At 39.1% G+C, this 25995-nt stretch carries 20 protein-coding genes and 1 riboswitch; of the genes, 8 read left to right on the top strand and 12 right to left on the bottom strand.

The features are described 5' to 3' along the window. Positions 1–29: 29 nt before the first annotated feature. From tkt to NSQ77_RS11625, 4 genes are all read right to left on the bottom strand, one after another. Positions 30–2033 carry a transketolase gene (gene tkt / locus NSQ77_RS11640; RefSeq protein ID WP_339226154.1) on the bottom strand — a complete coding sequence of 668 codons (2004 nt, stop codon included), beginning with the start codon at positions 2031–2033 and terminating at the stop codon, positions 30–32. Continuing rightward, on the bottom strand, positions 2030–2920 hold the full coding sequence (fba, locus tag NSQ77_RS11635; RefSeq protein ID WP_339226153.1) for a class II fructose-1,6-bisphosphate aldolase: 891 nt from the start codon (positions 2918–2920) through the stop codon (positions 2030–2032). The genes tkt and fba overlap by 4 nt, the downstream gene beginning before the upstream one ends. A gap of 174 nt (positions 2921–3094) precedes the next feature. After that, a complete protein-coding gene (gene gap, locus NSQ77_RS11630) occupies positions 3095–4129 on the bottom strand; it encodes a type I glyceraldehyde-3-phosphate dehydrogenase (RefSeq protein WP_339226152.1) in 1035 nt (344 codons plus the stop codon). A gap of 198 nt (positions 4130–4327) precedes the next feature. Further along, positions 4328–5164, bottom strand: coding sequence for a pyruvate, water dikinase regulatory protein (locus NSQ77_RS11625; protein ID WP_339226151.1), 837 nt, complete (start codon positions 5162–5164; stop codon positions 4328–4330). 809 nt (positions 5165–5973) lie between these two features. Between NSQ77_RS11625 and NSQ77_RS11620 the strand changes: the two genes are divergently transcribed. From NSQ77_RS11620 to NSQ77_RS11605, 4 genes are all read left to right on the top strand, one after another. Continuing rightward, positions 5974–7923: a primary-amine oxidase gene (locus NSQ77_RS11620; protein WP_339226150.1), complete on the top strand. Its 1950-nt coding sequence runs from the start codon at positions 5974–5976 to the stop codon at positions 7921–7923. A gap of 265 nt (positions 7924–8188) precedes the next feature. Beyond that, positions 8189–8629, top strand: a complete 441-nt coding sequence (locus tag NSQ77_RS11615; RefSeq protein ID WP_339226149.1) for a hypothetical protein — start codon at positions 8189–8191, stop codon at positions 8627–8629. Further along, on the top strand, positions 8617–8904 hold the full coding sequence (locus NSQ77_RS11610; RefSeq protein WP_339226148.1) for a YxcD family protein: 288 nt from the start codon (positions 8617–8619) through the stop codon (positions 8902–8904). Before NSQ77_RS11615 ends, NSQ77_RS11610 begins: the two co-directional genes overlap by 13 nt. A gap of 377 nt (positions 8905–9281) precedes the next feature. Beyond that, a complete protein-coding gene (locus NSQ77_RS11605; RefSeq protein WP_339226147.1) occupies positions 9282–10682 on the top strand; it encodes a permease in 1401 nt (466 codons plus the stop codon). Positions 10683–11100: 418 nt separating this feature from the next. Here the strand turns inward: NSQ77_RS11605 and dacB are convergent, their stop codons facing one another. Beyond that, the gene (gene dacB, locus NSQ77_RS11600) at positions 11101–12636 is read right to left on the bottom strand and encodes a D-alanyl-D-alanine carboxypeptidase/D-alanyl-D-alanine-endopeptidase (protein WP_339230989.1); all 1536 of its coding nucleotides are present in this window, start codon (positions 12634–12636) and stop codon (positions 11101–11103) included. Between the two features lie 376 nt (positions 12637–13012). On the opposite strand from dacB, the gene NSQ77_RS11595 reads away from it, so the two are divergent. Next, a complete protein-coding gene (locus NSQ77_RS11595; protein ID WP_339226146.1) occupies positions 13013–13669 on the top strand; it encodes a TerC family protein in 657 nt (218 codons plus the stop codon). Positions 13670–13744: 75 nt separating this feature from the next. Here the strand turns inward: NSQ77_RS11595 and hprK are convergent, their stop codons facing one another. The 7 genes from hprK to NSQ77_RS11560 form a co-directional block, all read right to left on the bottom strand. Continuing rightward, the gene (gene hprK, locus NSQ77_RS11590) at positions 13745–14668 is read right to left on the bottom strand and encodes an HPr(Ser) kinase/phosphatase (RefSeq protein ID WP_339226145.1); all 924 of its coding nucleotides are present in this window, start codon (positions 14666–14668) and stop codon (positions 13745–13747) included. 172 nt (positions 14669–14840) lie between these two features. Further along, positions 14841–15155 carry an SMR family transporter gene (locus NSQ77_RS11585; RefSeq protein ID WP_339226144.1) on the bottom strand — a complete coding sequence of 105 codons (315 nt, stop codon included), beginning with the start codon at positions 15153–15155 and terminating at the stop codon, positions 14841–14843. Then, complete coding sequence (locus tag NSQ77_RS11580; RefSeq protein ID WP_339226143.1) at positions 15155–15505, bottom strand: SMR family transporter; 351 nt, start codon at positions 15503–15505, stop codon at positions 15155–15157. The genes NSQ77_RS11585 and NSQ77_RS11580 overlap by 1 nt, the downstream gene beginning before the upstream one ends. A gap of 81 nt (positions 15506–15586) precedes the next feature. Further along, on the bottom strand, positions 15587–16165 hold the full coding sequence (locus NSQ77_RS11575; RefSeq protein ID WP_339226142.1) for a TetR family transcriptional regulator: 579 nt from the start codon (positions 16163–16165) through the stop codon (positions 15587–15589). Between the two features lie 178 nt (positions 16166–16343). Continuing rightward, positions 16344–16832, bottom strand: a complete 489-nt coding sequence (locus NSQ77_RS11570) for a methylated-DNA--[protein]-cysteine S-methyltransferase (protein ID WP_339226141.1) — start codon at positions 16830–16832, stop codon at positions 16344–16346. Between the two features lie 52 nt (positions 16833–16884). Then, positions 16885–18105 carry a CNNM domain-containing protein gene (locus NSQ77_RS11565; protein WP_339226140.1) on the bottom strand — a complete coding sequence of 407 codons (1221 nt, stop codon included), beginning with the start codon at positions 18103–18105 and terminating at the stop codon, positions 16885–16887. 166 nt (positions 18106–18271) lie between these two features. Next, complete coding sequence (locus tag NSQ77_RS11560) at positions 18272–21472, bottom strand: DEAD/DEAH box helicase (RefSeq protein WP_339226139.1); 3201 nt, start codon at positions 21470–21472, stop codon at positions 18272–18274. Positions 21473–21724: 252 nt separating this feature from the next. Next, a riboswitch (purine riboswitch) is annotated at positions 21725–21826 on the top strand. A 475-nt stretch (positions 21827–22301) separates the two neighbouring features. Between NSQ77_RS11560 and NSQ77_RS11555 the strand changes: the two genes are divergently transcribed. From NSQ77_RS11555 to ahpF, 3 genes are all read left to right on the top strand, one after another. Further along, positions 22302–23240, top strand: coding sequence for a nucleoside hydrolase (locus NSQ77_RS11555; RefSeq protein WP_339226138.1), 939 nt, complete (start codon positions 22302–22304; stop codon positions 23238–23240). A gap of 444 nt (positions 23241–23684) precedes the next feature. Beyond that, the gene (gene ahpC, locus NSQ77_RS11550) at positions 23685–24254 is read left to right on the top strand and encodes an alkyl hydroperoxide reductase subunit C (protein WP_339226137.1); all 570 of its coding nucleotides are present in this window, start codon (positions 23685–23687) and stop codon (positions 24252–24254) included. A 90-nt stretch (positions 24255–24344) separates the two neighbouring features. Next, positions 24345–25874, top strand: coding sequence for an alkyl hydroperoxide reductase subunit F (gene ahpF, locus NSQ77_RS11545; RefSeq protein ID WP_339226136.1), 1530 nt, complete (start codon positions 24345–24347; stop codon positions 25872–25874). The last annotated feature ends 121 nt before the right edge of the window (positions 25875–25995 follow it).

The following is a 25995-nucleotide window of genomic DNA, read 5'->3' as shown; positions in this document are numbered from 1 at the left end:
AGTCTTAACGACCCCTATTCGTTCCTATCTTAAAGCAGCTTTTTAAATTGGGATACTACATTTTCAACAGTAAATCCATACTCTTCAAGTACTTTACCGCCTGGTGCAGATGCCCCAAATGTATCAACGCTCAGCACATCGCCTTTTTCGTGAATGTATTTGCCCCATCCCAGGGAAGAGCCCATTTCAATTCCAAGACGAACTTTTACCTTACTAGGTATTACACTTTCTTTATAGGCATCAGATTGCTTTTCGAAGCGGTCCCAGCTTGGCATACTGACAACTGAAACAAAAACTCCCTCTTCTTCAAGCTTCTTCTGCGCTTCGATGGCTAAAGATACTTCAGATCCAGAAGCTAATAATAAACCAGTAATATTACCTTTTGCTTCGGAAATTACGTATGCCCCTTTGCTAACACCATCATATGCTTTGTCTGAATCAATAAGTGTTGGCAAGCCTTGGCGTGTCAACACAAGGGCCGTTGGCTGGGCTTTACTTTCTAACGCCAATTTCCAGGCTGACAAAGTCTCATTTGCGTCAGCCGGACGGATGGTTGAAATTCCTGGCATTGCACGCAATGCTGCCAAATGCTCAACCGGCTCATGTGTTGGACCATCTTCACCAACAGCGATACTATCATGCGTAAACACATAAGTTACAGGTACTTGCATTAATGCTGATAAACGAATTGCCGGACGTAAATAGTCAGAGAAAACAAAGAATGTAGCTCCAAATACTTTTAATCCGCCATGAAGAGCCATTCCATTGAGTGCCGTACCCATTCCAAATTCACGAACTCCAAACCAGATATTTCGCCCGGAATAATCTTCAGGATTAAAATCTGCCTCTCCAGCTAAAAATGTATTATTAGAAGAGGATAAATCAGCCGATCCGCCAAATAATTGCGGTATATTTTTCGCCAAAGCATTTAATGCTTTTCCACTAGAGGCACGGGTAGCTAAAGTATCTTTCCCTACTTCAAACTGGGGTATATCTTTATCCCATCCTTCTGGAAGCTCGCCATTAATGGATTGCGCCAATTCTTTTGCTAATGCTGGATATGATTTTTGGTATTGTTCAAATAATTCATTCCAGTTTTGTTCTTTTTGTTCTCCTGCTTCTTTTAGCTCTGAAAAATGCGCTTTTACTTCATTTGGAATATAAAATTCTTCATCATATTCCCATCCGTAATTTTGTTTTACTAGTTTTATTTCGTCTTTTCCAAGTGGTGCACCATGTGAAGCAGATTTACCGCCTTTGTTCGGAGAACCATAACCTATTACTGTCTTCACTTCAATCAATGTTGGTTGGTCTTTGTTTTCTCTTGCTTCTTCCAGTGCCTGTTCAACGGCTTTGATATCATTTCCATCTTCTACCCGTAAAACTTGCCATCCGTATGATTCAAATCGACCAGCAGTATTATCACTAAATGATTTATCAAGATCCCCATCAAGTGAGATATCGTTTGAATCATATAGTACAATTAAACGACCTAATTTAAGATGTCCAGCAAGTGAAACTGCTTCTGCTGATACGCCTTCCATAAGATCCCCATCACCACAAAGAGTGTATGTGTAGTGATCAATAATATTAAAATTATCTCGATTATAGGTAGAAGCTAAATGTCTTTCAGCCATTGCCATTCCAACTGCCATTCCAATTCCCTGTCCTAATGGACCCGTTGTAGCCTCAACACCTGGTGTATGGCCATATTCTGGATGTCCAGGTGTTTTACTTCCCCATTGACGGAAGTTTTTTAGATCTTCTAATGATAGATCATAGCCAGTCAAATGCAATAAGCTGTATAATAACATCGACCCATGACCTGCAGACAAAGTGAATCGATCACGGTTAAACCAATTTGGATTACTTGGATTATGATTCATTAATTTTGTCCAAAGTGTATAAGCCATTGGGGCTGCACCCATTGGGAGCCCTGGATGTCCAGATCCAACATTTTCAATTGCATCAATTGATAATGTCCGAATGGTATTAATTGAAAGTTGTTCAATATTTACCTTTTGTTCAATCATAATACGCTCACCTTTTCTTTAATATTACTAGCTTTATTGGAAGATCCAAACTCACGCATTTTCCCTTTAACTGTTTCTTTAATCGCTTCACGTGCAGGTCCAAGATATTTACGTGGATCATATAGGTTTGGTTTGCTTTCTAACACTTCACGAACAGCATTTGTCGTAGCTATTTGATTTTCTGTATTAACATTAATTTTTGCTGACCCAAATGAAATGGCCTTTTGAATGTCATCAGTTGGGATACCTGTACCACCATGAAGGACAAGAGGTACACCAGTCAGATCCAATACTTGAGACATCCGGTCAAAGTCAAGATTCGGTTTTCCTTTATATGGTCCGTGAACAGATCCCAGTGCAGGAGCAAAACAATCTACGCCTGTTTCTCTTACAAGCTGTTCACATTCAGCAGGAATTGCATAAGCTTCTTCCGGATTTGTAATAACACCACTATCCTGAGCGCCAACACGGCCAAGTTCTGCTTCTACCGAAATACCAACAGCATGTGCTACCTCAACCACACGTTTAGTGAGCGCAATATTTTCCTCAAGCGGAAGGTGGGAACCATCGATCATTACAGACGTAAAACCAGCATGGATTGCTTGCACACACTCTTCCAGGCTTGCCCCATGGTCAAGATGAATAGCAACCGGTACAGTTATCTCAAGCTCTTCCATTAATGCTCGAACCATCTTTCCTATAAACTTAAAACCACTCATATACTTACCAGCACCTGCAGAAACACCAAGAATTACTGGAGATTTTTCTTCTTCAGCCGCTTGCAAAATTGCCTGTGTAAATTCGAGATTATTAATATTAAATTGACCTACTGCATACCCATTGTCCTTTGCGTCGATTAACATTTCTTTCATTGAAACTAATGCCATCATATTCTCTCCCTTTTATTTTTTAATATATTTAAATACAATTAATACCTGATTTTTGAGCCACAGTTATAAATATACCACCTAATTGAAATGTTCAGAAATAAGGGGCTGCAAATAATTAAACATGCCTCATTCTTAAATGATGCGACAAAAATTAGCTTTGCAATTCAAATACTATGCGAAAGAAAACGACCTTTCGTTTACTGCTTGAGCTAAATCAGCAACTCTGCATGCATATGCCCATTCATTATCATACCAAGCTAATATTTTAATCTGATTTTCAGCTGTCATTATCGAAAGTCCATCTACAACTGCAGATTTTTCGGAACCAATATAATCGGCAGATACTAATGGTTCTTCCGAATAGCCAACATATTTCGATAATGCTTCTGACTGTATTCCTCTAAACAGCGATTTCACTTCTTCTAACTTTACTTCTTGTTGTACTTGAACGGTGAGATCAATTAACGAAACATCTTGTGTTGGGACACGAATTGAAATCCCTTCAATACTGGAAGAGAGATGCGGAAGTACATCAATAAGTGCTTTCCCTACCCCGGTTGTAGTCGGAACGATAGATTGGGTACATGAACGGGCTCTTCGTAAATCCTTATGCGGATTATCCAAATGTTTTTGGTCTGAAGTATAGGCATGAACTGTTGTCATCCAACCTCTTTGAACTTTAAAAGCCTGATCCAAAACACTTAAGACAGGAGCAACACAATTAGTGGTACATGAAGCTGCTGATAAAATAGTGTGTTTGGAAACATCTAAAAGATGATCATTTACTCCCATAACTACTGTTAAGTCCATATCTGTTCCAGGTGCCGTAACAATAACTTGGGATGCTCCAGACGCTTTATGTTTTTCTGCGCCTTCGCGATTATTAAATTTTCCAGTAGCGTCTATCACAATACCAACATTCATCTGCTTCCAAGGGATATTTCCCGGATCACGTTCATTAACTACCTGAATGTGATGTCCATTAATGATAAGTTCTTCTCCTTGTACTGAAATATCGGCGTCCCATGTCCCATGAACAGTATCATACTTTAATAAATGTGCTACTGTTTCAATAGGATAAATTGAATTAATAGCTGTTAAATCGAGTTTACTATATTCACTGGATACTATTTTTCGAATTAACAGACGGCCAATTCTTCCTGTACCGCTTACCCCTATTCCTTTTGTCTCCTTGAATTTTTCCATTTACACAACCCCTTCCATATTAAAATTAGTGACATACCTATGTTTGACTACCGATACTAATATTATCATCAATATATTAGTTAATAACAAGTACGGTCTTTAATATTACATAGTACCAAAAAGTATACTAAAAGACAGATTACTGTTATTAGTGCAAACACAAATTTTTAATCACTTACACTTAATTGCATGGTTCTTCTATTTAGAACCCTTCCCGTGAAACATATCAAAAATTAAATCACCAGACTCTTCTATCGCTTGGTCTGAAACATCTACTACAGGGCATCCAATCCGTTTCACAACTTCTTCAAAATAATCCAATTCCTTTTCTATCCTCTCAGTACTTGCATAAGTCCCATCAGCGCTGAGCCCTAATGACTTTAATCTTTCTTTTCGGAACTTAATCAAAGTTTCAGATTTGATGGATAGGCCAACACATTTACTTGCTGGTACTAAAAAAAGCTCTTTTGGCGGGTCGACTTCTGGTAATAGAGGAACATTAACCACCTTGAGTCCCCGATAAGCTAAATATTGAGACAGAGGGGTTTTTGATGTTCTGGAAACTCCTAGAAGAACGATATCCGCTTCCAGAATTCCCTTTGGATCTTTTCCATCATCATATTGTATAGTGAAGTCTATTGCTTTAATCTTACGGTAATATTCATCACTCATTTGGTTGGAACTAGGTGTCTGGCTCAATAGTTGCTGTATTTTGATAAACAATGGGCCTGCTAAATCGATAGCAATTACATTTTCCTCTGTTGCTGTTTGCATTAAGCTTTCTCTTAACTTAGTTTTAACAAGCGTAAATGCGATTATCGCCTGCTGTTGTTTCGCTTCTGAAATAACTTCTATAATTGTTTTGTGATTCCCTTTAAACGTCACCTTTCTTATTTCTACAGAGTTTATGTTTAACTGACTCGTTATGGATTTAACGATATTTTCAGCCATATCTCCATACATATCAGAGACTACATAAATTACAGGGTTCTTCGAATTTTTGAAAGCGCTATCTTCCAGATTCGAAACATTCATATAATCCCTCCTACATTCAGTTTATAAATAAGTATACTGTGTAAAACGTTCTTTTGTAAGTATGCACTTTTTTTTCATATAGTGTATTCAAATATACTATTAAAAACGAAATGAAATGACAAAGGAAAAAAGTAAGTCCTTTAATCTCGAATAGAAAATAATGCATCTCATATTTATATAGTAGAAACAGTGCTTGTTAAAGCTTGAACAATCAAATCATAATCTGATTGATTCTCTCCACCACCACCCCCAATTTGTCTATCTTTAAAATTCTGAGATTGTTCCGTTTTTTACAATAACACCGCAAATTATTAAGCTAGTATTAAGCTAACTTGCAATTAACATAAAATTATACAAAATTGCAATTATGATTATTTTTTAACATTTAACTTGCGCCAGTAATAAAAGAAAGCCCACCTTCAGAGTTAAATACGTCCTTAGACAGACATTCTGAACATGGTGAATGCTTGCTTAGTTGGTATTCAAAAACTATACAATGGTATGTACAATAGCTGTATTTCTTTAAGATTAGTTACAGCGGCTTTCCGCAAATTTATCATTATAGTTAAACTCACCAGCTTAAAGCATCATCAAAAACACGGGCGCATCCTAAAGGAGAGTGGTGAATAGATAGTCTAACTCAACCATTTATTTTACCGAACCGAAGTTACATCATGGCAATTATTACATTATTCCATAAGCTTCATAGGTTGTACCCATGTATTATTAGGAAAGACAAGCAGATAAATGTTTTAAACATATTTTTAAATTAGTTTTTCAAACTTTCTAAAGAAAAGGGGAATATAAACATGGCGATGCAGGAATCAGTAGTAACAAAAGTAGATCATCCACTTGAGCCACTAAGAGAAGAAGAGATTTTGAAAGCGGTTGCTATCCTAAAAGAAAAAAAGAATTTGTCACCAGCTTCAAGATTCGAACAAGTTGGTTTAAATGAGCCTCCTAAAAAAGTTGTATTAAACTTTAAAGAAGGTGACCCGATTCAACGTGAAGCCTTTGCAATTGTAGTAGACACTACAGATGCTAAAACGTATGAAGCAGTAATCTCTATTACAAATGAAGAAGTTTTATCTTGGCAGCATATTCCAGGTGTTCAACCATCATTTCTTTTCGAAGAATATACAGAACTTGAAGAAACGGTGAAAAAGAGCCCTGAGTTTCATGCAGCCCTAAAAAAACGAGGCATTGATAATCCAGATTTAGTAATGGTTGATCCATGGTCTGTTGGTGACACTGGAATACCAGAAGACAAAGGAAAAAGACTTGCAAAAGCACTATGCTTTGTAAGAAAGTTCCCTGGTGATAACGCTTATGCTTACCCACTTACAGGATTATTACCTGTAGTTGATCTAGCAAAAATGGAAATTGTACGAATTGAAGACCACGGAGTAAAACCAATTGCTCCTACAGCAGCAGCATATAAACCTGAACAAGATGAAAACATTGAAGTGCGAACAGATTTAAAGCCTTTAGTTATTACGCAACCAGAAGGACCTAGCTTTGAAATTAACGGCCACAACATTAAATGGCAAAAGTGGGATATTCGGGTTGGTTATACAGCTAGAGAAGGATTAGTACTTAATACAGTCGATTATTATGACAAAGGTAAAAAGAGACCAGTACTTTATCGTGCTGCAATGTCAGAAATGACTGTTCCTTATGGGGATACAAATCCAGCTCATAACTGGCAATGTGCTTTTGATGCAGGTGAATATGGTATCGGTCAGTTAGCAAACTCGTTAACTCGAGGATGTGACTGCCTAGGTGAGATTCAATATTTAGATGCTGTAATGGCAACTAGTCAAGGCGGAATCCACAAAATTCCAAATGCGATTTGTATTCATGAAGAAGATCATGGAATTGCATGGAAACATACGGATTGGAGAACAGAAGATGTAGAAGTACGTCGTTCACGTCGACTAGTAGTTTCCTTCTTCACTACAGTAGCAAACTATGATTATGGCTTCTTCTGGTATTTCTATACAGATGGAAGAATTGAACACGAAGCTAAATTGACAGGTGTATTAAACGTTGGTGCTATTGAAGAAGGCAAAACAACGAGATATGGAACAGAGGTTGCACCGCAAATTGCTGCACCAATTCATCAGCACATCTTTAACTATCGTATTGATATGAACGTAGATGGTCAACATAACTCTATTGAAGAATGGAACACGGTTGCATCGAAGCCTGATCCAGAAAACAATCCAAGATTAAATGCTTTCCATCATGAAACGAATACATTCCAGACAGAATTAGAAGCAAAACGAAACATGAACCTAGAAACATCAAGAGCTTGGAGAGTTTATAATCCGAACTCTAAAAACTATGTTGGTCAGCCAGTAGGTTATTCTCTAATACCTGGAGAAAACGCTCTTCCATATCTTAACGAGGAATCAAGTGTAATGAAACGTGTGGGTTATATTAAAAATCACTTGCATGTTACAAAATATGACCGGGATCAAATCTATGCTTCTGGGAAATATCCGAACCAAAGTACAGGTGAAGAAAAAGATTCCCTGGGACATTGGGTGAAAGCGAACCGCAATATTGAAAATGAAGATATTGTTGTTTGGTATAATATGAGCGTGCATCATATTGTACGTCCAGAGGACTGGCCAGTAATGCCGGTACACCACATCGGGTTCCAATTAAAACCTCATGGTTTCTTTGATGGCAACCCAGCATTGGATTTACCGCGTCCTTCAGCGGAAACTGGTGCAAGCTGCCACCATGAGTAAGTAAATAATAATGTAATGCTTGGGCTGCTATGAAACATAGCAGCCCTTTCTATTACCTCTTCAATAGGTTTACAGCTTTACATAAACTTACAACGCTTTTCACTCTCTAATAAACAAGCAATAATGTATCTTCGACTCCCCCATTCGAAAAGCGAATACTACATTCCTCATTCCATAACAATGATGGAATCGCATTTAAAATCGTCCCAGCCAACAAATTATAGTATAATAGTCTATGATACAATTTATGAAGGAGATTAATGAAATGAAGAAGATTTTAACAGCTTTGATTACAGCTACACTTCTGTTTTCCCCAATTGGGAACGCTATTTTTCAAGATCACACCATTACGGTTGAAGCAAAATCCTATAAATCAGGAAAGAAAGGCTTCAATTTCAATTCAAACAAAAGCAACACGAACAACAACTCCCTTTTCCAAAACAATAAGAACAATTCCAGTAAATCAAAAGCCAATACAAATAAGAACGGCGGATTGATGTCTGGCGGTCTTATGAAAGGCCTTATGCTAGGAGGACTAGCTGGGCTGCTGTTTGGTGGCTTATTAGGCAACTTGGGCATGTTAGGTTCTCTGTTAGGATTTGCTGTAAACATTCTAGCAATTGTTATTCTCTTTGCGATAGTCCGTAAAATCTTTACCTTCTTCACGAAGAAAAAAGATGAGGAAAGAAACCTATGGAGAAGCTAATTCTTTCAGAACAAGATATTATTAATGCAATCTGTGTGTATACTGCTCGTAAAAAGCAGGTGAAGCCCGAGGAAGTGGAAGTCGAACTGATGTATGACGATGATACAGGCTTTTCTGCTGAAGCATTCGTCACTGGGCGGAAGCAGGTTTTGGTTACAGGAAATATCATCGAAGCATTACGTCTATGGCTTGATGAGTTTTTAAACGAGGATCCATTTGCCGGCATTAAGCTGGAACTTGATGATGAAGCTGGGATTATTGCAAGGATTCGATAGAAGTAAGGCGATGGAGATTAGATCCATCGTCTTTTTTAGATTCAATTTTTATTCCAGAGCTTGTTAAGCCCCATTGTCAAAACGCAATCCCCTGCGCTCTCCCAATCAAATAAGCATTCATTTTTACTATATTACAATATAGCATAATTTTACTAATTTCCGTTTATCCATAATATTTTTCTAAAAAAGTTAGGTTTTTTAAATTTAAAAGACGTATTTTAATGCCATTTTTCTATATTGGCGCACGATACGTCCGGGAATTTTGCTTTTTTGGTTGAAAAATGTTATAATCATTTATGGCTGTTTTTTATACAAGGCTCTAATTTTACGAATACAATTTGTGAAATAATTCACAAATAGAAAAGGAGATGATATGTATGAGATCTGTTAATATTACAGATCACAAAGTCGAGGATAATAAAAGTGATGATTACTCATTAGATCGAGTACCTCGTGAGAAAAGGAATATGGGATGGTTAAGTATTACAAATATCACCTTTGGGATTGCAACAGCAATCTTCTATTTCCAAATGGGAAGTGTCATGGCACTTCAATTTGGTGCAGTTAACGCAATTATATCCGCAATTTATGCAATCATTGTCGCTGGAATTTTGGGAACGTTCATTGCATATTTATCCGCTAAATCGGGAATGAACGTAAATTTACTATCCAGAGGTGGTGGGTTTGGCTATATCGGCGCCTCTTTAACCTCATTAATTTACGCCACTAATTTTATTATGTACTGCGCACTAGAAGGCATGATTTTAGTCGCTGCAGTCCACGCATTCTTGCCTGCTATCCCAGAGTGGGTATTAATCGTAGTCTTTGGTTCCATTGTTATCCCCTTAAACTGGTTTGGAATCAAGCAATTAGACAAGCTGCAAAAATGGTCACTGCCAATTTTCTTTATTTTTCTTGCAGCAGCAATTGTAATGGCTGCACGTACACCTTCCTTGTACGAAGGAACTTTCTGGTCTTATATGCCTGAGGGCGTTCAAGTTGGTGGAACAGCATTATTACTATGTATCGGCATGCAACACGGTATTATGGGACTAACCCCATTACTTGCTTCTGATTATGCACGTTTCTTGAAGCCTAAAGATATGAAACTCGGAATATTTGCCATCGGATTTATCCCTCAGATTTTTTGTTTTGGAGTAATGGGCGGACTTGGGATCTGGTTTGGTGTTCGTCTAGGTGAACCTAATCCAGGTGTTTATATCGTATTGCTACTTGGTATTTGGGGTGCTTTATTCACGATACTTACACAAGTACGAATTAACATTACGAACATATATAGTGGATCCTTGTCGCTTTCAAATTTCTTTGAAAACATTTTCAGATTTACGCCAGGTCGCCGTTTCTGGGTTGTTGTAACCGGCATAGCTTCCATGGTATTAATGCTTGGGGGCATTGTGAATCATCTTGAAGCAGTAATGACCTTCCAAGGTGTCTTCCTCTTAACGTGGGCTGCTATTTTAGTTACAGATGCCGTTATTGTAAAGCGCATCTTGAAAATTGGCCCAGGCTACTATGAGGCAAGACAAGAGAACTTGCATAAATGGAATCCTGTTGGTGTAGGATCATTGATTATTGCAAGTGGTTTAGGGACAATCGCTGCCTTAGGCTACTTAGGTACGTTCCTGCAAAGCACAGCTGCATTTTTCGCCGCGATTCTCGCCGCTATTTTAACGGTAGTAATCGCAATTACCACGAAAGGTCGCTATTATATTAAACAAGAAAATACTCGGGTCGACCGCCGGGATTATATTGCGTAACTTATTAAACCCTTCATTGCATACGCAGTGAAGGGTTTTTTATGATTTGTTTCGCAGGTAATATAGTTCCGATCCCGGCATACCATTGTCGAAATATTATACTGGCGTTCAACTGAAGATTTACTAGCTTACGCAAAAGAGAGAAACATCTAAAAGTATGGAAGGATTTCAATAATAAGGTTAAAAATAATCAAGCAGTCGGCGTTTATCATGAAACATATGAAGTAATGGAAACGAATTTTGAATCTATTTACAGAGATATGCCAGCATATGGACTTGGGAAAGCAATGAAGCATATCCCGGTAAATCCTTAAGGTCTTTCTGCCAGGGAGCGGATGAAAAAGAAGATCAAAAGCATTTAATAGCTAAGAATAATAAAGTCTGTTCCTCTAAGATTGCGTGGAACAGACTTTATATATTATTCCTGAAGTTCATGTTCAGCAAGCATCGTCGCAATCTCATTCTCGATCGCTTGCATATTTCCACTCGAACCTAAGTAGTTATTAATCAAAATGGAAAAAATCAGTTCTTCCCCGTCCATACTAGTTACGTAACCAGATAATGTGGACACACCTGTTATTGAGCCAGTTTTTGCTGTTACATTTCCTTTGGCAGGTTCTGTCGTCATTCGATTGCGCAATGTACCACCAACGAGCCTTTCGGATATCCCTGCGACTGGAAGGGAATCGTAAAATGCCGGAAACCAGCTTTTATCCCGAGCCATGAACAAGAGCTCTGTTAAATCATTTGATGGGATGAGGTTTTTATGTGACATTCCCGAACCGTCACGAAGTAAAATTGTATCTTGGTTCACGCCAAGTTCTGCAGCCACATCCTCCATCACCTCAAGCCCCTTATCCCAGCTGCCTTCTCCATGTACAACCTTGCCCATCTCTTTTGTTAAAACTTCGCCATGGCCATTATTACTTAATTTCATAAATGGAATAAGCAATTCAGAAAGCGGCATTGAATCCTTTGCCGCAAGTACTTGGGCATTCTTAGGGGCCGCTTCAAACTTCTCCTTCGATTTGCCAATAAATTTGATTCCTTGTTCATTTAAAGCAGAACGAAACACCTCTAACGCATACCCAGTAGGTTCCCAAACCGCTGCCCAAGAACGTGACAGTGTTCCGTCTACAGGCATGTTTCCTTCCACGATAATGCGATTCGACCCATGCTCACGTTCAATTTTAATCTGCTTTGGTTCTCCAGCTGACACCATCTTCGTACGATTTACTATTTTTACATAGTCGTTTTTCGGACTTACGTTCACCGATGCTTTCCCTTTCGCTTTCTTGGCTGGAGTAACCTCAACAATCACGGTACCTGCATCATAATCTTCATTTGGAGAAAGCGTTAATGCAGAGACTTGAGCTCCCGTATAAAAAGGCTCGTCCGACCAATTTAAATCCTGTGATAGTCGAACATCATCATACCATGAATCATCCCCAACTAAATTACCTTTTATATTGCGAATTCCTTGCGCTTTTAAATCCTTCGCAAATTGATCCAAATCCGCTTTCAGCAATGTTGGATCCCCTTTCCCTTTCAAGTACAAATTGCCTTTCAGAACTGCTCCCGTCCGCCTGCCATCTGTTAACACCTCTGTTCGAAATTGATAATCCGCTCCCAGCGTTTCCAATGCAGCAGCGGCAGTAAGCAGCTTCATGTTGGATGCCGGATGAAGGCGAATATCTCCATTCTCAGCAAATAATATTTCCCCTGTGGCAGCATGTCTCACTGTAATCCCCGTAACTGCTCCATCCAAACGTTCATTTGCTAAGATTACTTCCATTTTTTCCGTTAAGGACATGTCCTCGTCATACCGCGTTTCTGTTCGCTCATCGGATGCTTGTATAAACAAAGGCTTTTCTTGATTTAAAAATGGAACCATAGCAACAATTACAATCAAAAAGAAAAGCAACAACCTTCTCCTAAAGGCTTTTGACTTCATCAATTCATCCACATCCTTTATTTTTGAATATTTTAATTATACAGTAAAAAACGAACTAGAATAGCCTTCTTCACTAAAAAGCTACTTTATCCCTAGCAGATTCACAAAACAGGTCTGCAAACCTAGACAACCTTACTTATTCAAGCCATTAACTTCCCTTTAACTAGTATCTCTATTTACGGCATAATAAATAACAGTTCTTTAAGCACTTTATTTATCATAAAGATAATGATGAGACGGTATAAGCGTTTAACGTTGAAAATTGTTAATGTTTCGGCATATCTTAATGGTTCATGAGGTTTTAGGGCGGATTATCAGTTAGCTGGACAAGCCTGTTGAACAGCCAGAACAAAGATAAGTAAGGGGGATTTATTTTTTGGAACTGCTGGAGCCAATGTTGAAAATTCTGCTTATTAATATTTTACTGAGCGGCGATAATGCGATCGTAATTGCGATGGCAAGCAGGAATTTGCCAGCGCATTTACAAAAAAGATCTATTAGATGGGGGACATTCGGCGCAATTGCACTAAGAATTTTATTTGTTTTTCTAATGATTAATCTCCTGCAATTGCCTTTTATTCAATTGATTGGCGGCATATTGCTTTTATATGTGGCCTATAAATTACTAGTAGACAAGCACGAAAATGATCAGATAAAAAGTGGTGAATCATTAAGAGAGGCCGTGACAATCATTATCTTTGCCGACGTTATTATGAGCCTGGATAATGTACTAGCTGTTGCCGCGGTTGCCGACAGCGATCTAATCCTTGTCATTGCAGGTATTATCCTTAGTATTCCAATAATCCTGACCGCAAGTGAATTTATTTTAAAACTGATACAGAAATACCCGGTCATCATTTATATGGGCGCTGCACTGCTTGCCTGGACTGCAGGCAAAATGATGCTAAAGGAAAGGCGGGTTAGTAATTTCCTGGAATTACATGGTCAGTCAGAATTTCTCCTTTTAATCGGAATTACGTTACTCACACTGATCATTGGCGGTCTTAAGCGAAAACAGAATTTAATTACGTAGATAAAAAAAACACAGGACCAAACTATGGATCCTGTGTTTTAAATATCTGAAGCATCACTAATTACGCAATGCTCCCTAGCGATTATTCCCATTATCATTCTCAATCCGATTCATAAAATCCTCTGCAGCACTATAGCCTTGCTGCTTCAAATACCAATTATTTGCAGCTGCCTCGATTAATCCAGCTACATCTCTCCCGGGCTGAAGCTGAATTTGAATATGCGGAATTGGCACACCCATATAATCAGTAAATCTCGTTTCCAGCTCCAGCTCATTATTAAGCGCATTTTCCTTCCATTTCGTTAGTTCGATATCTAAAGCAATCCTTGTTTCTTCTTGAAAGGATTTTCTTCCGTACACACGAACAACATTTAATAAGCCCACACTTCTTAACGCAAGAAATTCTTTGTTGTTCTCGTCATGCGTACCAAGGATTGTCTTATGGCTAAGCTTTTTTAATACCACAATATCATCTGCGACCAGCCGATGCCCTCTACCAATAAGTGTATGTGCTGTCTCACTTTTTCCAACACCAGATTCACCGCGCAGCAAAATTCCAATCCCAAACACGTTTAGGCAAACACCGTGCAAGGCAATTTCTGGAGCCAATGACTTGGTCAAGTAAGCATCCATTTTGGCAATGAAATCTGTCGTAGTTTCATGTGTTCGTAATAATGGTATTTTTTCTTTCGTGCAATATTGCTTTAAGTAGGTCAACCCTTCCTGTCCAGCGGTAACGATAAAACATGGTGGATGGTAGTTAACCACATTCCCGATCCGCAATTGCCGTTCTGAATCACTTAGCTGGTGTAAATATGTAATCTCCTTTTGGCCGAGGATTTGAACCCGTTCCATTGGAAAAAAGTCAAAGTAACCGATAAATTCCAGACCCGGACGGTGGGTTCGTAACCTAGTAATAGACCGATCCAGTTCACCTTCCCCAGCCAGCACCTCCAATGAAAACTCACGTACTAATTGCTCAACCATTATTGACTTCATTTACCTACACCTCCATCCTCAAAAATATTCTTTCTTAATTATACTGCAAAATGGAAAGAGCTGCGAAAGAATATACTTCATTCTTTGTGTATTTTAGTAATATTCGTCTGATCACTTTGTTTATAAGCAGTTTTTGGGAATAAAAAGAGACAAACAGTTTATTTTATTCTGATCAAGACAATGCTTTTAAACCCGTAACACCAATTACAATAGCAATTAAGCTGATAATCCGTGGTATGCTTTTTGATTCTCCAAAAAACAGCATATTCAATAAAACAGCACCAGCAGTTCCAATCCCTATAAAAACGGAGTAGGCTACACTCACAAGTAAATACTCAAAAGATGCATACAACAGCATAAGACTCATACCCAATCCGCCTAAATAAATAAAACCATTACGGAATCGTTTCTTTTCACTGTATAATCGCAAGCCCAACACACCTATCATCTCAAATACAGCTGCTCCAGCTATCAATAACCAGCCCATCAGCTAGCTTCCCCCTTTTTTTCTGTAGTTAACGGACTATCAAACAATTTTAATCCAATGACACCTGCAACAAGTAATGCCATAAAAGCTAATTTACCGAAGCTTAGACTTCCACCAAATAGATAGACATCCATAAGTGCAGTTCCTACTGTTCCAGCAGCAGCGAATATTGCATATACCGTACCAGTTGGCAGCCCTTCACATGCTTTGGATAAGAAATGCAAATCTAATAAAATAGCAGTAATGATAAGTGCCCAATGCCACCATTCTGCAGCTGTATTAAAACCATAAATCCAAATTAGTTCAAACAAGCTTGTCAGCACGACATAAATCCATGCTTTATTCATCATAAAACCTCCAAATAAATAATAAACATATAAATGAATGACTGTCAGTCATTATTAAATACGAAAACCTTAAATCTTAGGTTTTCATGATTTTTTATATAGTGCATGCCTCATAAACTCTATTACTTCCTGTTTCTTCTCAACAGCTTCTTCCCTACTTATCTGATCATATAAATAAACTTGCTCTGCAGCAGATTCAATTAAACCAATTACTAGCTTTACACTTGGCTCAATAGATAGATCTTCTCTCAGAACCTCTTTAGCCTTTGGTTGTTTAAAAAAGGCGCCCATCCATTCGTAGTATGGTTGATAAATCTTTTCCCATTGCTGCAAATACTCACTGGAAGCTATTCCCGCATATACCATGGCGAATATGGAACGATAGGATTTCGTAATATCAAATACAACATCAACAACCTGTTCAAGCTGCTTATCAAATGGACGTTTTTCATTTATATGCCCCTTCATTTCTTCTATTATTTTTTCTACCATAACCTCAGCTATTGCGGGCATAACCGAAAGCTTTGAGGAAAAGTACAAATAAAACGTCCCTTGCGCAATTCCAGCACCTTTTACAATATCAGATACTTTCGTTTTCTCAATTCCCTTCTCCTGAAAAACCTCAATTGCAGCATGTATAATCCTTTCCTTTTTATTATCCATGTAACAGCCTCCTTACAAGCTATATAAACAACTCTTCATGACTGACTATCAGTCATTTTATCGTTTGTCACTACTTTTGTCAACGCGATTGAAATTAGAGCTGTTCCATTTTTCTTTATACTATTTCTGCGACAATTTCTTTCACATCCATAAAACTGCAAAAAAGGAATGGCTAACCTTAGCCATTCACTGAGTTAAAACAAGTTCTTTCATGCTCAAGCAGCCATTCCTTTCTCCATAAGCCACCTGCATAGCCTGTTAGTTTCCCGTTCGAGCCGATAATTCGATGGCAAGGAATAACAATGCTCAGCTTATTCCTTCCATTTGCACTTCCAACTGCTCGGATTGCCTTCTCATTGCCAATAGAGACGGCAATATCCTTATAAGAACCTGTTTTAGCGTACGGAATGGTCGTTAATGCGTTCCAAACAGACTTTTGAAATTCCGTGCCATCTATAATATAGGGAAATGAAAACTCTTGTCGCAGCCCTTTAAAATACGCATCCAGCTGTTCCATACAGTCTTGCATTACCTTTGGAACCCCATCCCCCGCCACGTTCTCTATTCTCTCCCGTTCTACAAAGAGAATAGAATAAATCCCTTCCTCTGTCCCTGTAATTTCGATAATTCCAATTGGTGATGTGTAATCCAAATGATATAGTTCCATATTAAGAACTCCCTCCCCAAAATCGCATTAAACATAAAACAAACAAATTTCGTTATTTAATAATCTGAACATATTTAATCGCTCTATTTTCGATCTCCAAAATTTTAAAGGTAAGGTTTTCTCTTTCAATAACATCGCCTTTTTCCGGAAAATCGTTGAACTCGTTCAGTAAAAAGCCAGCAAGAACATCCTCTTCCTCCGGTATGTCTGTTTCAAAAATTACATTTAACCGATACAATGGAATTTTCCCATCACAGATAATTTCCGTTTCGGTTAATTTTTCAACAAGCGCATTGTTTTCTAAGTCCATTTCATCTTCAATTTCCAAACCGATCATCGCTTCAATTATATCCTCGTGGGTTAGGATCCCTTCCGTACCGCCATATTCATCCAGTACAATTGCAATATGCTTTTTTTCCTTTGTCATTTTGCGGAAAACCCACTCAATTGAATGAAATTCATAAACGACCAGTGGCTCTAGATCACTATAGTGCTTCAATGGCATCTCAGGTTCTGTTGACCATGATAACAGGTATTTCGAATGGAAAACACCAATTATCGTATCGATATCTCCTTTATAAATGGGGTATCTTGTGTAGGGATTCTCAATTACAACTTCTCTTACCTCTTCATAACTTGCCGTATTTTGCAACGCTACGATTTCCGTTCTTGGTGTCATCAGTACATCTTTTACATTCAAATTATAAAAATCAAGAACCCCTTTTATTCGATGGGATTCATCCGGCTGAAACATCCCCTCAGAGTCGGCGATATCAACCATTGCCCGTAATTCCTCTTTAGAGAAGGATGCATCATTGACTTCCCCCTTCGAGAGTACCCTCGTGATAAACCCTGTCATTCCATTAAGTAAAATTGTAACTGGCTTTAAGACGAATATAACAACCCGAATGATGGGAAAAACCATGTTGGAGATACGATCTGGAAATGCTGCAGCAATCGATTTTGGAATCACCTCTGAGAAAATAATAATGGTAACCGTCAATATTGCTGTAGCAATTGCCACGTCAAAGCCATATTGAATAGCAAGCGTCGTTACCAGCGTTGGCAGAACGATATTGGCAATGTTATTCCCAATTAAAATCGATGTAATAAACTCACTTGGCTTAGAAACCAAATGTAAAAGCTTCTCTGCCTTTGTATCGCCATTCGCTGCCCTTGTTTGCAGCTTCATTTTACTGGTTGCTGTAAGCGCTGTTTCACTTCCCGAAAAGAAAAATGAGACAAATAATAAAAAGATGATCGCAATGATCACTAGTTAATTCCTCCTTGTAAAAGTCAAATGCCTTTTTGCGTATACGTTTAATAAAAATAGGTAATTTTATCGTAGCCGATTTATATCAAAATTTAAAGAATAAAGCCCAATAGATTTTATAATCGAAAAAGCAGGCGGTTCACCAATAAACCAGCTAGCTTTTCCACTATTCCTGCAACTTCAAAATCTCTCGAATATCTTCCTCCGTAAGTGATGTCACTGACTTACTCTGCGGATCAATCATCTCTTCAATGAGACCTCTCTTTTGCTCCTGCAGTTCATTCATTTTTTCTTCAATCGTTCCCCGTGCAATGAGCTTAATAACTTGCACCTCGTGCTCCTGTCCAATCCGGTGAGCGCGGTCTGCTGCCTGCTCTTCAACGGCTGGATTCCACCATAAATCATATAGGATTACAGTATCTGCTCCGGTTAAATTAAGTCCTGTCCCACCAGCTTTTAAAGAAATCAGAAAAATATTCCGCTCCCCTTGATTGAATCGATTTACACATTCTATCCGTTCCGCAGACGGCGTTTGCCCATCAAGATAAAAGTAATCTGCACCTTGCTTCGTAAGCTCTCCTCCAATAAGGCCCAGCATTTTTGTAAACTGGGAGAAAATAAGCACCCTTCTGCCTGCAAGCCTCGATTCCTCTAACAGCTGCTTTAGCTTTTCAAATTTAGCCGACCTGCCTTCATATCCTTCAACAAATAGATCGGGATGGCAGCAAATCTGCCGCAACCTCGTTAAACCTGATAAAATACGAATCCGGTTTTTTCGTATCGTATCTTTGTCCAGATGCTTCAATGTTTCATGCCGCAGTTTTGCTAAATAAGCGCCATATATCTTCTTTTGCTCTGGCAGTAATTCTACTTTTTCGATCCATTCCACTTTTGCTGGCAGCTCCGCCAATACATCCTCCTTTATGCGGCGAAGAAGAAACGGCCGTATCCGGCGTGAAATTTGTTTTCGATTCAGATTGCTATATTCCTGTAGACCACGGAATAATTCCGGAAAGACAACATGAAAAATGGACCATAGATCCTCTAATGCATTTTCAATTGGCGTACCCGTTAATGCAAAGCGGTAATCTGCCTGCAATTTCTTTACTGCTCTTGCCGTCTGTGTCATCGGGTTCTTAAATGCTTGAGCTTCGTCAAAAAACACTGTATGGAAAGCTTGTTTCGCAAACCACTGACTCTCACTTCGTAACAGGGGATACGAAACAATAACAACATCATAATCCATGACCCGTTTTTTCAAATTCCGCCGCTTTTCCCTTGTCCCTTCGAGTATCATAGCTTGAGTGTGTGGTGTGAATTTTCCCAGTTCATTCAGCCAGTTATATGTTAATGATGCAGGGCACACAATTAAAACAGGCAGCTTTCTATTGCGAATAGAAGCGAGCTCAGACTGAATAAATGTGATGCTTTGCAATGTTTTCCCAAGACCCATATCATCTGCAAGAATCCCGCCAAATCCGCAGCTTGCAAGTGTCTTCATCCACTGAAAACCCAATCGCTGATAATCTCGAAGCACATGCTGTACATTTTCAGGAATCGGGAATTTGTCTAGCTCAGGGGTTTCAATTTGCTGTAAAAACTTCCGGAATGACTCCTCAGGCGAGAATACAGTATCAGAAGTGCTATCAAGCAAGCGAAGCCCTTGAATAACTGGAACCTGAAGACCACGTTCCAGGTCGTCCTCCTCTTGCAATGGTGCCGCATGCAAGAACCGTTGAATCTCTTCAAACTCCCTTGTCTCAAGCGATAAAAGCGCCCCATCCCGCAAGCGGTAATATTTTCGTTTTTCCTCTAAAGCAACTAAAATCTCCCGAATATCCTGCTCAGGAAATCCTTCCATTTCGAACTTAAACTCCAACCAGTTAACCCGATCTTTTTTAGCCTTTACCTTAATCCTTGGCGGGACTGGTGCTTTCATCACACGAAGGCGAATGGCCGTTGTCGCATATACTTTAACAAGCTTTTGAAGTTTGGGAAGAATATAATGCAAAAATTCATATTCGAGTTCCTCGTTGTGGAGAAAATAACCACCATCTGTTGTCGCAAATTGGCCAGCTTTCATCAGCTCCAGGATTTCATTTTCCTTCTCGATATCTCGAACAATAAACAGACTGTTGCGAAGCGCATCTTGATCCAGTGGATTGATCACATTATTTTCATACTGGAATTCAAGACCGGCAAGCAAACGGTTTTTTAGCCGGTCTAAATACAATTTTGCTGTTAATGGTGTTTTTGCAAGATGATTTGTAATATCTCCTGTCAAATAAACTGTTCCAATTTTCTTTAGCCCTGGCGCTACCTTTTCGACAATAAAACCTGCTTGATGCTTAGAAATAGGGATTTTATTTGTTCCAGCTGTATCGAGCATCTGCTTTAAGTTAACAAGTGGTTGATAAGTGTCCCTTGAAAGCTGAATCAATTTCCCTGAAACCAACACAGAACGATAAGCTTGAAGAATTGTCAGCCGATCCATCCCTTTCACCGTCAGCGCATAATCATGCTGCACTGCTGGCGCAAAATCAAACTGCAATGGAAGCATAGCTTTTGAGAATTGAATTCCTTTAAAGCTTTTGCCGTCATATTTGACTGTCACATCTGTCAGCCCTTCCAGTAAAGCTGCAATCCGCTCCCAAGCAGAAGGTGGAATAGGCAATACCGCCTTGTCCTTCAATCTATTTTCATCTATCTCCGTTTTTTCATCATGATTCACTAGGCAAAGCTCTTGCAAAACCGCGTCCGAATCGGGCATAAAGCAGTGAATTTTCGGGTCAAACGTGAGTATTGATGATAGTGCGAAAGGCTCTCCTGCCCTAACCTGCTGCAAGAATGCCCGAATATCACTTACGGTTGTTGAACCAATTCGGACTTCCATGCCAAACAGCTGCCAGTTTTCATCGTGCGTAATCAGTCGGCACGTAAAGTGCAATGGCAGTACTTCCCGATTTTCAAAATGACGTTGATGTGTGCTTGAGCGAAAAGAATGATAATCGAAAATTTCCATCAGATCATCTGCCAGCGCCTGTTTTGGCAAGCCTTCAAACACTTTTCCTGGAACGGTTCCTTTACGCTGCTCATGCTGAATAGCAAGCAAAACTGCTGCAACATGCTGGCAATCCTTTGTATACGATGCTAAAGACGGACAGCTGCATGTGGCTTTCAATGTTTGATGATCCGCATGTTCAACTGTCACATAAAAATCTTCTGTCCCTGCAACAATCGCTTCGCACCGATCATGCATATAGAGTTTCAACGTAACTTTATTCGATCGATAAAAAGAGTCCCCTTTTTTAAAAGAGACCGTACCGCACATGTCTTCGATCTTTTTGTTCGTCACTTTCATTTTCAATCGTCTCGCCCGCTTCTTATATTGTTAGTACGATTGTAACATAAATGTGTAAAATAGAATTACATGCTTTTCTATTAAAAGAAGCTCCTTTACATGGATCGAGTTATTGATAAAGGCCAAAAACTGGATAAGCTGATGTTAAGCATCTTACTCACAATAAATATCCGAACGCCAAAATTAACAAAACATAAAAACATTTGCATTTTCTGTTGACCAATTCATGACGTTCATGCTATTAATATTTAGGTGAATAATCAATAGAAGCTCATTGAATGTATATGCTTAACAATATGGGTTAAGCGTTTCTACCTGGTAACCGTAAACTACCGGACTACATGAAAGAATGTCTGTAAACTCGTATTTTTATGATACACATTACACAATTTCTACATGTAAATCCGCTGCCTGGGCAGGTATATACTCAGGTTTTTTTGCATTCCACAAAAACCCGCATATTAAAGAAGGAATACGAATACTCCCCCATGGAATCGGAGACCATACAATGGAGAAGCCTTGACAAAAATGGATTGCCATACAAAGAACAAAGGCCTAGGCGCTCGGTTAGAACATACGGAATCGAACCCGAACTCTTAGAGTGATTCAGATGTCGAAGGTTCTTACATAGGAGATAATAGAGAAACGACGAGGGTCGATCAGGCTGCCCACTTATCATAGTGGAGTGCAAGAAGTTTGACTAAGGCATCGTGCTTTGCAAACGTTATTGTTCAGTCACTTAGGCTATCCACAGTATTCAAATTATTCAATCAGAAACTCGGCAGTTGAGCGAACCATTGAAAAAAATTTTTATAAAAAAGGATGCGATTTTGCAATGACAAAAAAACATATTTATTTTAATCATGATGGTGGAGTCGATGATCTTGTTTCATTGTTTTTGTTACTTAAAATGGATAATATCAAATTGACAGGTGTATCCGTTATTCCGGCTGATTGTTATCTAGAGCCAGCGGTATTTGCAAGCCGGAAAATTATCGACCTTTTTGGAAGCGACGTCCTCGAAGTAGCTGAGTCAAATTCACGCGGAAAAAACCCTTTTCCAAAAGATTGGCGAATGCACGCTTTCTATGTAGATGCTCTGCCAATTTTAAATGAATCTGGAAAAATGATTGCACCAGTAGCAGAAAAGCCAGCACATCTTCATATGATAGATGCTATTCAAAATACTGCTGAAAAAACAACCTTATTATTCACCGGTCCTCTAACTGACCTTGCTCGAGCATTGGATGAATCTCCAGATATTGAGGATAAAATCGAAAGACTCGTTTGGATGGGCGGCACTTTTCGAGAGGCTGGAAACGTTCACGAACCTGAACATGATGGAACTGCTGAGTGGAATGTGTTTTGGGATCCGGAAGCTGCTGCTCGCGTATGGAAAACGAACATCAAAATTGATCTAGTCGCGCTTGAAAGCACAAATCAAGTACCTTTAACCTTGGATGTGCGTAAACGCTGGGCAAAAGAACGTAAACATATTGGCGTTGATTTCCTCGGTCAATGTTATGCTGGGGTCCCGCCGCTTGTTCATTTTACTACAAATTCCACTTACTACTTATGGGACGTGCTAACGACTGCATTTGTAGGCAACAGCGACCTTGTTAAGGTACAAACAGTTAATAGTGCTGTCATCACAGACGGACCGAGTCAAGGACGTACAGTTGAAACAGCTTACGGACGACCTGTGAATGTCGTTTATGATGTAAATCGTGATGCATTCTTTGATTATATGACTGAATTAGCAAAAAAGGAATAGAGGATGTTACAAAATCCGGGAGATCGATCTATTATCGATTGCACCGCTAACGAATATTGCAATGGCAAGAACAAAAGCGGAAGCGCCCGGTTTCCTATGCAATCAAAAAGGATCCGGCCATCCAAGGGGCAAAATGAAATTCTTTAAAGATATTTCTACGGGCGTTTTCTGTAATGGGAAGACGCCTTTTTAATTAGTCGCATATTTGAGCTACCAGTTTCATATTATAATTTTTATGACATTTATTATACTAATTGAGTGGGCGAATTAATGAAATTGTGAACAATTTCGCAAACATCTAGATAAATATTGACAATAGATATGTTCTATATAATAATGAGTGTTGCATTAGAATTATTATAGTTAACCAACAAAACGAACATTTGTCGTTATATAACAACTATATCTTTCTAAATTAAACATACAGCAGGAGGAAATTACATTATGTCTCTAATTGGAAAAGAAATTCAAGCCTTCACAGCACAAGCTTACAATAGCGGTAACGGTGAATTCATCGAAATTACCGATGAAAATTTAAAAGGTCAGTGGAGTGTTGTTTGCTTCTATCCAGCAGACTTTACTTTCGTTTGTCCAACTGAACTTGAAGACCTTCAAAGCCACTACGCAGAATTGAAAAAATTAGGAGTTGAAGTATATTCTGTATCAACAGATACTCACTTCACACACAAAGCATGGCATGATCATTCAGATGCGATCAGCAAGCTTGAATACATAATGATCGGTGACCCTTCACAAAAAATCTCCAGAAACTTTGATGTCCTAGATGAAGAAGCAGGTCTTGCACAACGTGGTACATTTATCATTGACCCAGATGGCGTTGTCCAAGCAGCGGAAATTAACGCTGACGGTATTGGCCGTGACGCAAGCACACTTGTTGGAAAAATTAAAGCAGCACAATACGTACGCAACAACCCTGGTGAAGTTTGCCCAGCAAAATGGGAAGAAGGCTCAGAAACACTTAAACCAAGCCTTGATCTTGTAGGAAAAATATAATAGGTTGTTCAAAAGACTGGTGAAAAGGATCTGTCGAACTTCGATCCTTTTCATTCTCTTTTTGAACATGCAATATAAGGAGTAGAGTGAATGTTACTAGATGCGGATATTAAAGCACAGTTAGCGCAATATCTCCAATTGATGGAGGGCGACGTACTAATCAAAGTTAGCACTGGAAACGACGATGTTTCTCGTGACATGCTGACACTGGTAGAAGAGTTAGCGGCAATGTCATCGAACATCAAAATTGAACACACGTTGTTAGAAAGAACACCGAGCTTTAGTGTCAACCGTATTGGTGAAAATACTGGCATTACATTTGCTGGTATCCCGCTTGGGCATGAGTTCACATCTTTAGTTCTTGCATTACTTCAAGTTAGTGGAAGAGCTCCAAAAGTCGACCAAAAAGCAATCGGCCAAATTAAGAACATTAATGAAGATTATCACTTTGAATCATACATCAGTTTAACTTGCCAAAACTGCCCAGAAGTTGTCCAAGCATTGAACGTGATGAGTGTATTAAACCCACGTATCTCTCATACCATGATTGATGGTGCAGCTTACAAAGAAGAAGCTGAATCGAAAAACATTATGGCAGTTCCTACTGTGTTCTTAAACGGGGAGGAATTTGGCGGTGGCCGGATGACTGTTGAAGAAATCCTTGCCAAACTAGGAAACGGCCCAGATGCATCTGAATTCGCTGATAAAGATCCGTATGATGTACTTGTTATCGGTGGCGGACCAGGTGGAGCAAGTGCCGCTATTTATGCAGCACGTAAAGGTATCCGCACAGGTATTGTTGCTGAACGTTTCGGTGGTCAAATTTTAGACACAGCAAGCATCGAAAACTTTATCAGTGTAAACCGTACAGAAGGGCCTAGGCTTGCAGCAAACCTTGAAGAGCATGTCAAAGATTATAATATTGATGTCATGAATTTGCAGCGTGCGGCTCGTTTAGAAAAGAAAGATATGATTGAAATCGAGCTGGAAAACGGTGCTGTTCTAAAGAGTAAATCCGTTATCCTTGCTACAGGAGCTCGTTGGCGCAATATTGGCGTTCCTGGTGAAGCAGAATTCAAGAATAAAGGGGTAGCATACTGCCCACACTGTGATGGTCCATTATTTGAAGGTAAAGATGTAGCGGTTATCGGTGGCGGTAACTCCGGTGTTGAAGCAGCCATTGACCTTGCTGGAATTGTGAATCACGTAACAGTTCTTGAATATGCGTCAGAACTAAAAGCTGATTCAGTGCTTCAGGACCGTCTCCACAGCCTGCCGAATGTCACGGTGGTTAAAAATGCGCAAACAAAAGAAATTACCGGAACAGACAACGTAAACGGTATTACGTATGTTGAGCGCCAATCAGGTGAAGAGAAGCATATTGAATTATCTGGTGTATTCGTTCAAATCGGTCTAGTACCAAACACAGATTGGTTAGGCGATGCCGTTGAACGTAATAAATTTGGCGAAATCGTAATTGATGCTCGTGGCGCTACAAGCGTCCCAGGCGTATTTGCTGCTGGTGATTGTACAACAGAACCATTTAAGCAAATTATTATTTCCATGGGATCAGCTGCAACAGCGGCATTGAGTGCTTTTGATTATCTTGTAAGAAATTAACTTCGAAATTTGTTTGTATGCTGACATCCGAACAAATTTCCACTTCAAAAAAGTCACTTTGCTACTTGGCAGCAAAGTGACTTTCGCCTTAGAAAGATGTTTTACTCAAAATTTGTGCATT

The sequence above is a fragment of the Oceanobacillus sp. FSL K6-2867 genome (assembly GCF_037963145.1).
Taxonomy (GTDB): domain Bacteria; phylum Bacillota; class Bacilli; order Bacillales; family Amphibacillaceae; genus Oceanobacillus.
The sequence above is the reverse complement of the archived record's forward strand: the minus strand, read 5'-3'. Positions and strand labels throughout refer to the sequence as shown.

Bases quoted from the DNA above. Each gene is read 5' to 3' on its own strand.
- tkt (WP_339226154.1), bottom strand. From the start codon at position 2,033: ATGATTGAACAAAAGGTAAATATTGAACAACTTTCAATTAATACCATT.
- fba (WP_339226153.1), bottom strand. From the start codon at position 2,920: ATGGCATTAGTTTCAATGAAAGAAATGTTAATCGACGCAAAGGACAAT.
- gap (WP_339226152.1), bottom strand. From the start codon at position 4,129: ATGGAAAAATTCAAGGAGACAAAAGGAATAGGGGTAAGCGGTACAGGA.
- NSQ77_RS11625 (WP_339226151.1), bottom strand. From the start codon at position 5,164: ATGAATGTTTCGAATCTGGAAGATAGCGCTTTCAAAAATTCGAAGAAC.
- NSQ77_RS11620 (WP_339226150.1), top strand. From the start codon at position 5,974: ATGGCGATGCAGGAATCAGTAGTAACAAAAGTAGATCATCCACTTGAG.
- NSQ77_RS11615 (WP_339226149.1), top strand. From the start codon at position 8,189: ATGAAGAAGATTTTAACAGCTTTGATTACAGCTACACTTCTGTTTTCC.
- NSQ77_RS11610 (WP_339226148.1), top strand. From the start codon at position 8,617: ATGGAGAAGCTAATTCTTTCAGAACAAGATATTATTAATGCAATCTGT.
- NSQ77_RS11605 (WP_339226147.1), top strand. From the start codon at position 9,282: ATGAGATCTGTTAATATTACAGATCACAAAGTCGAGGATAATAAAAGT.
- dacB (WP_339230989.1), bottom strand. From the start codon at position 12,636: ATGAAGTCAAAAGCCTTTAGGAGAAGGTTGTTGCTTTTCTTTTTGATT.
- hprK (WP_339226145.1), bottom strand. From the start codon at position 14,668: ATGAAGTCAATAATGGTTGAGCAATTAGTACGTGAGTTTTCATTGGAG.
- NSQ77_RS11585 (WP_339226144.1), bottom strand. From the start codon at position 15,155: ATGGGCTGGTTATTGATAGCTGGAGCAGCTGTATTTGAGATGATAGGT.
- NSQ77_RS11580 (WP_339226143.1), bottom strand. From the start codon at position 15,505: ATGATGAATAAAGCATGGATTTATGTCGTGCTGACAAGCTTGTTTGAA.
- NSQ77_RS11575 (WP_339226142.1), bottom strand. From the start codon at position 16,165: ATGGATAATAAAAAGGAAAGGATTATACATGCTGCAATTGAGGTTTTT.
- NSQ77_RS11570 (WP_339226141.1), bottom strand. From the start codon at position 16,832: ATGGAACTATATCATTTGGATTACACATCACCAATTGGAATTATCGAA.
- NSQ77_RS11555 (WP_339226138.1), top strand. From the start codon at position 22,302: ATGACAAAAAAACATATTTATTTTAATCATGATGGTGGAGTCGATGAT.
- ahpC (WP_339226137.1), top strand. From the start codon at position 23,685: ATGTCTCTAATTGGAAAAGAAATTCAAGCCTTCACAGCACAAGCTTAC.
- ahpF (WP_339226136.1), top strand. From the start codon at position 24,345: ATGTTACTAGATGCGGATATTAAAGCACAGTTAGCGCAATATCTCCAA.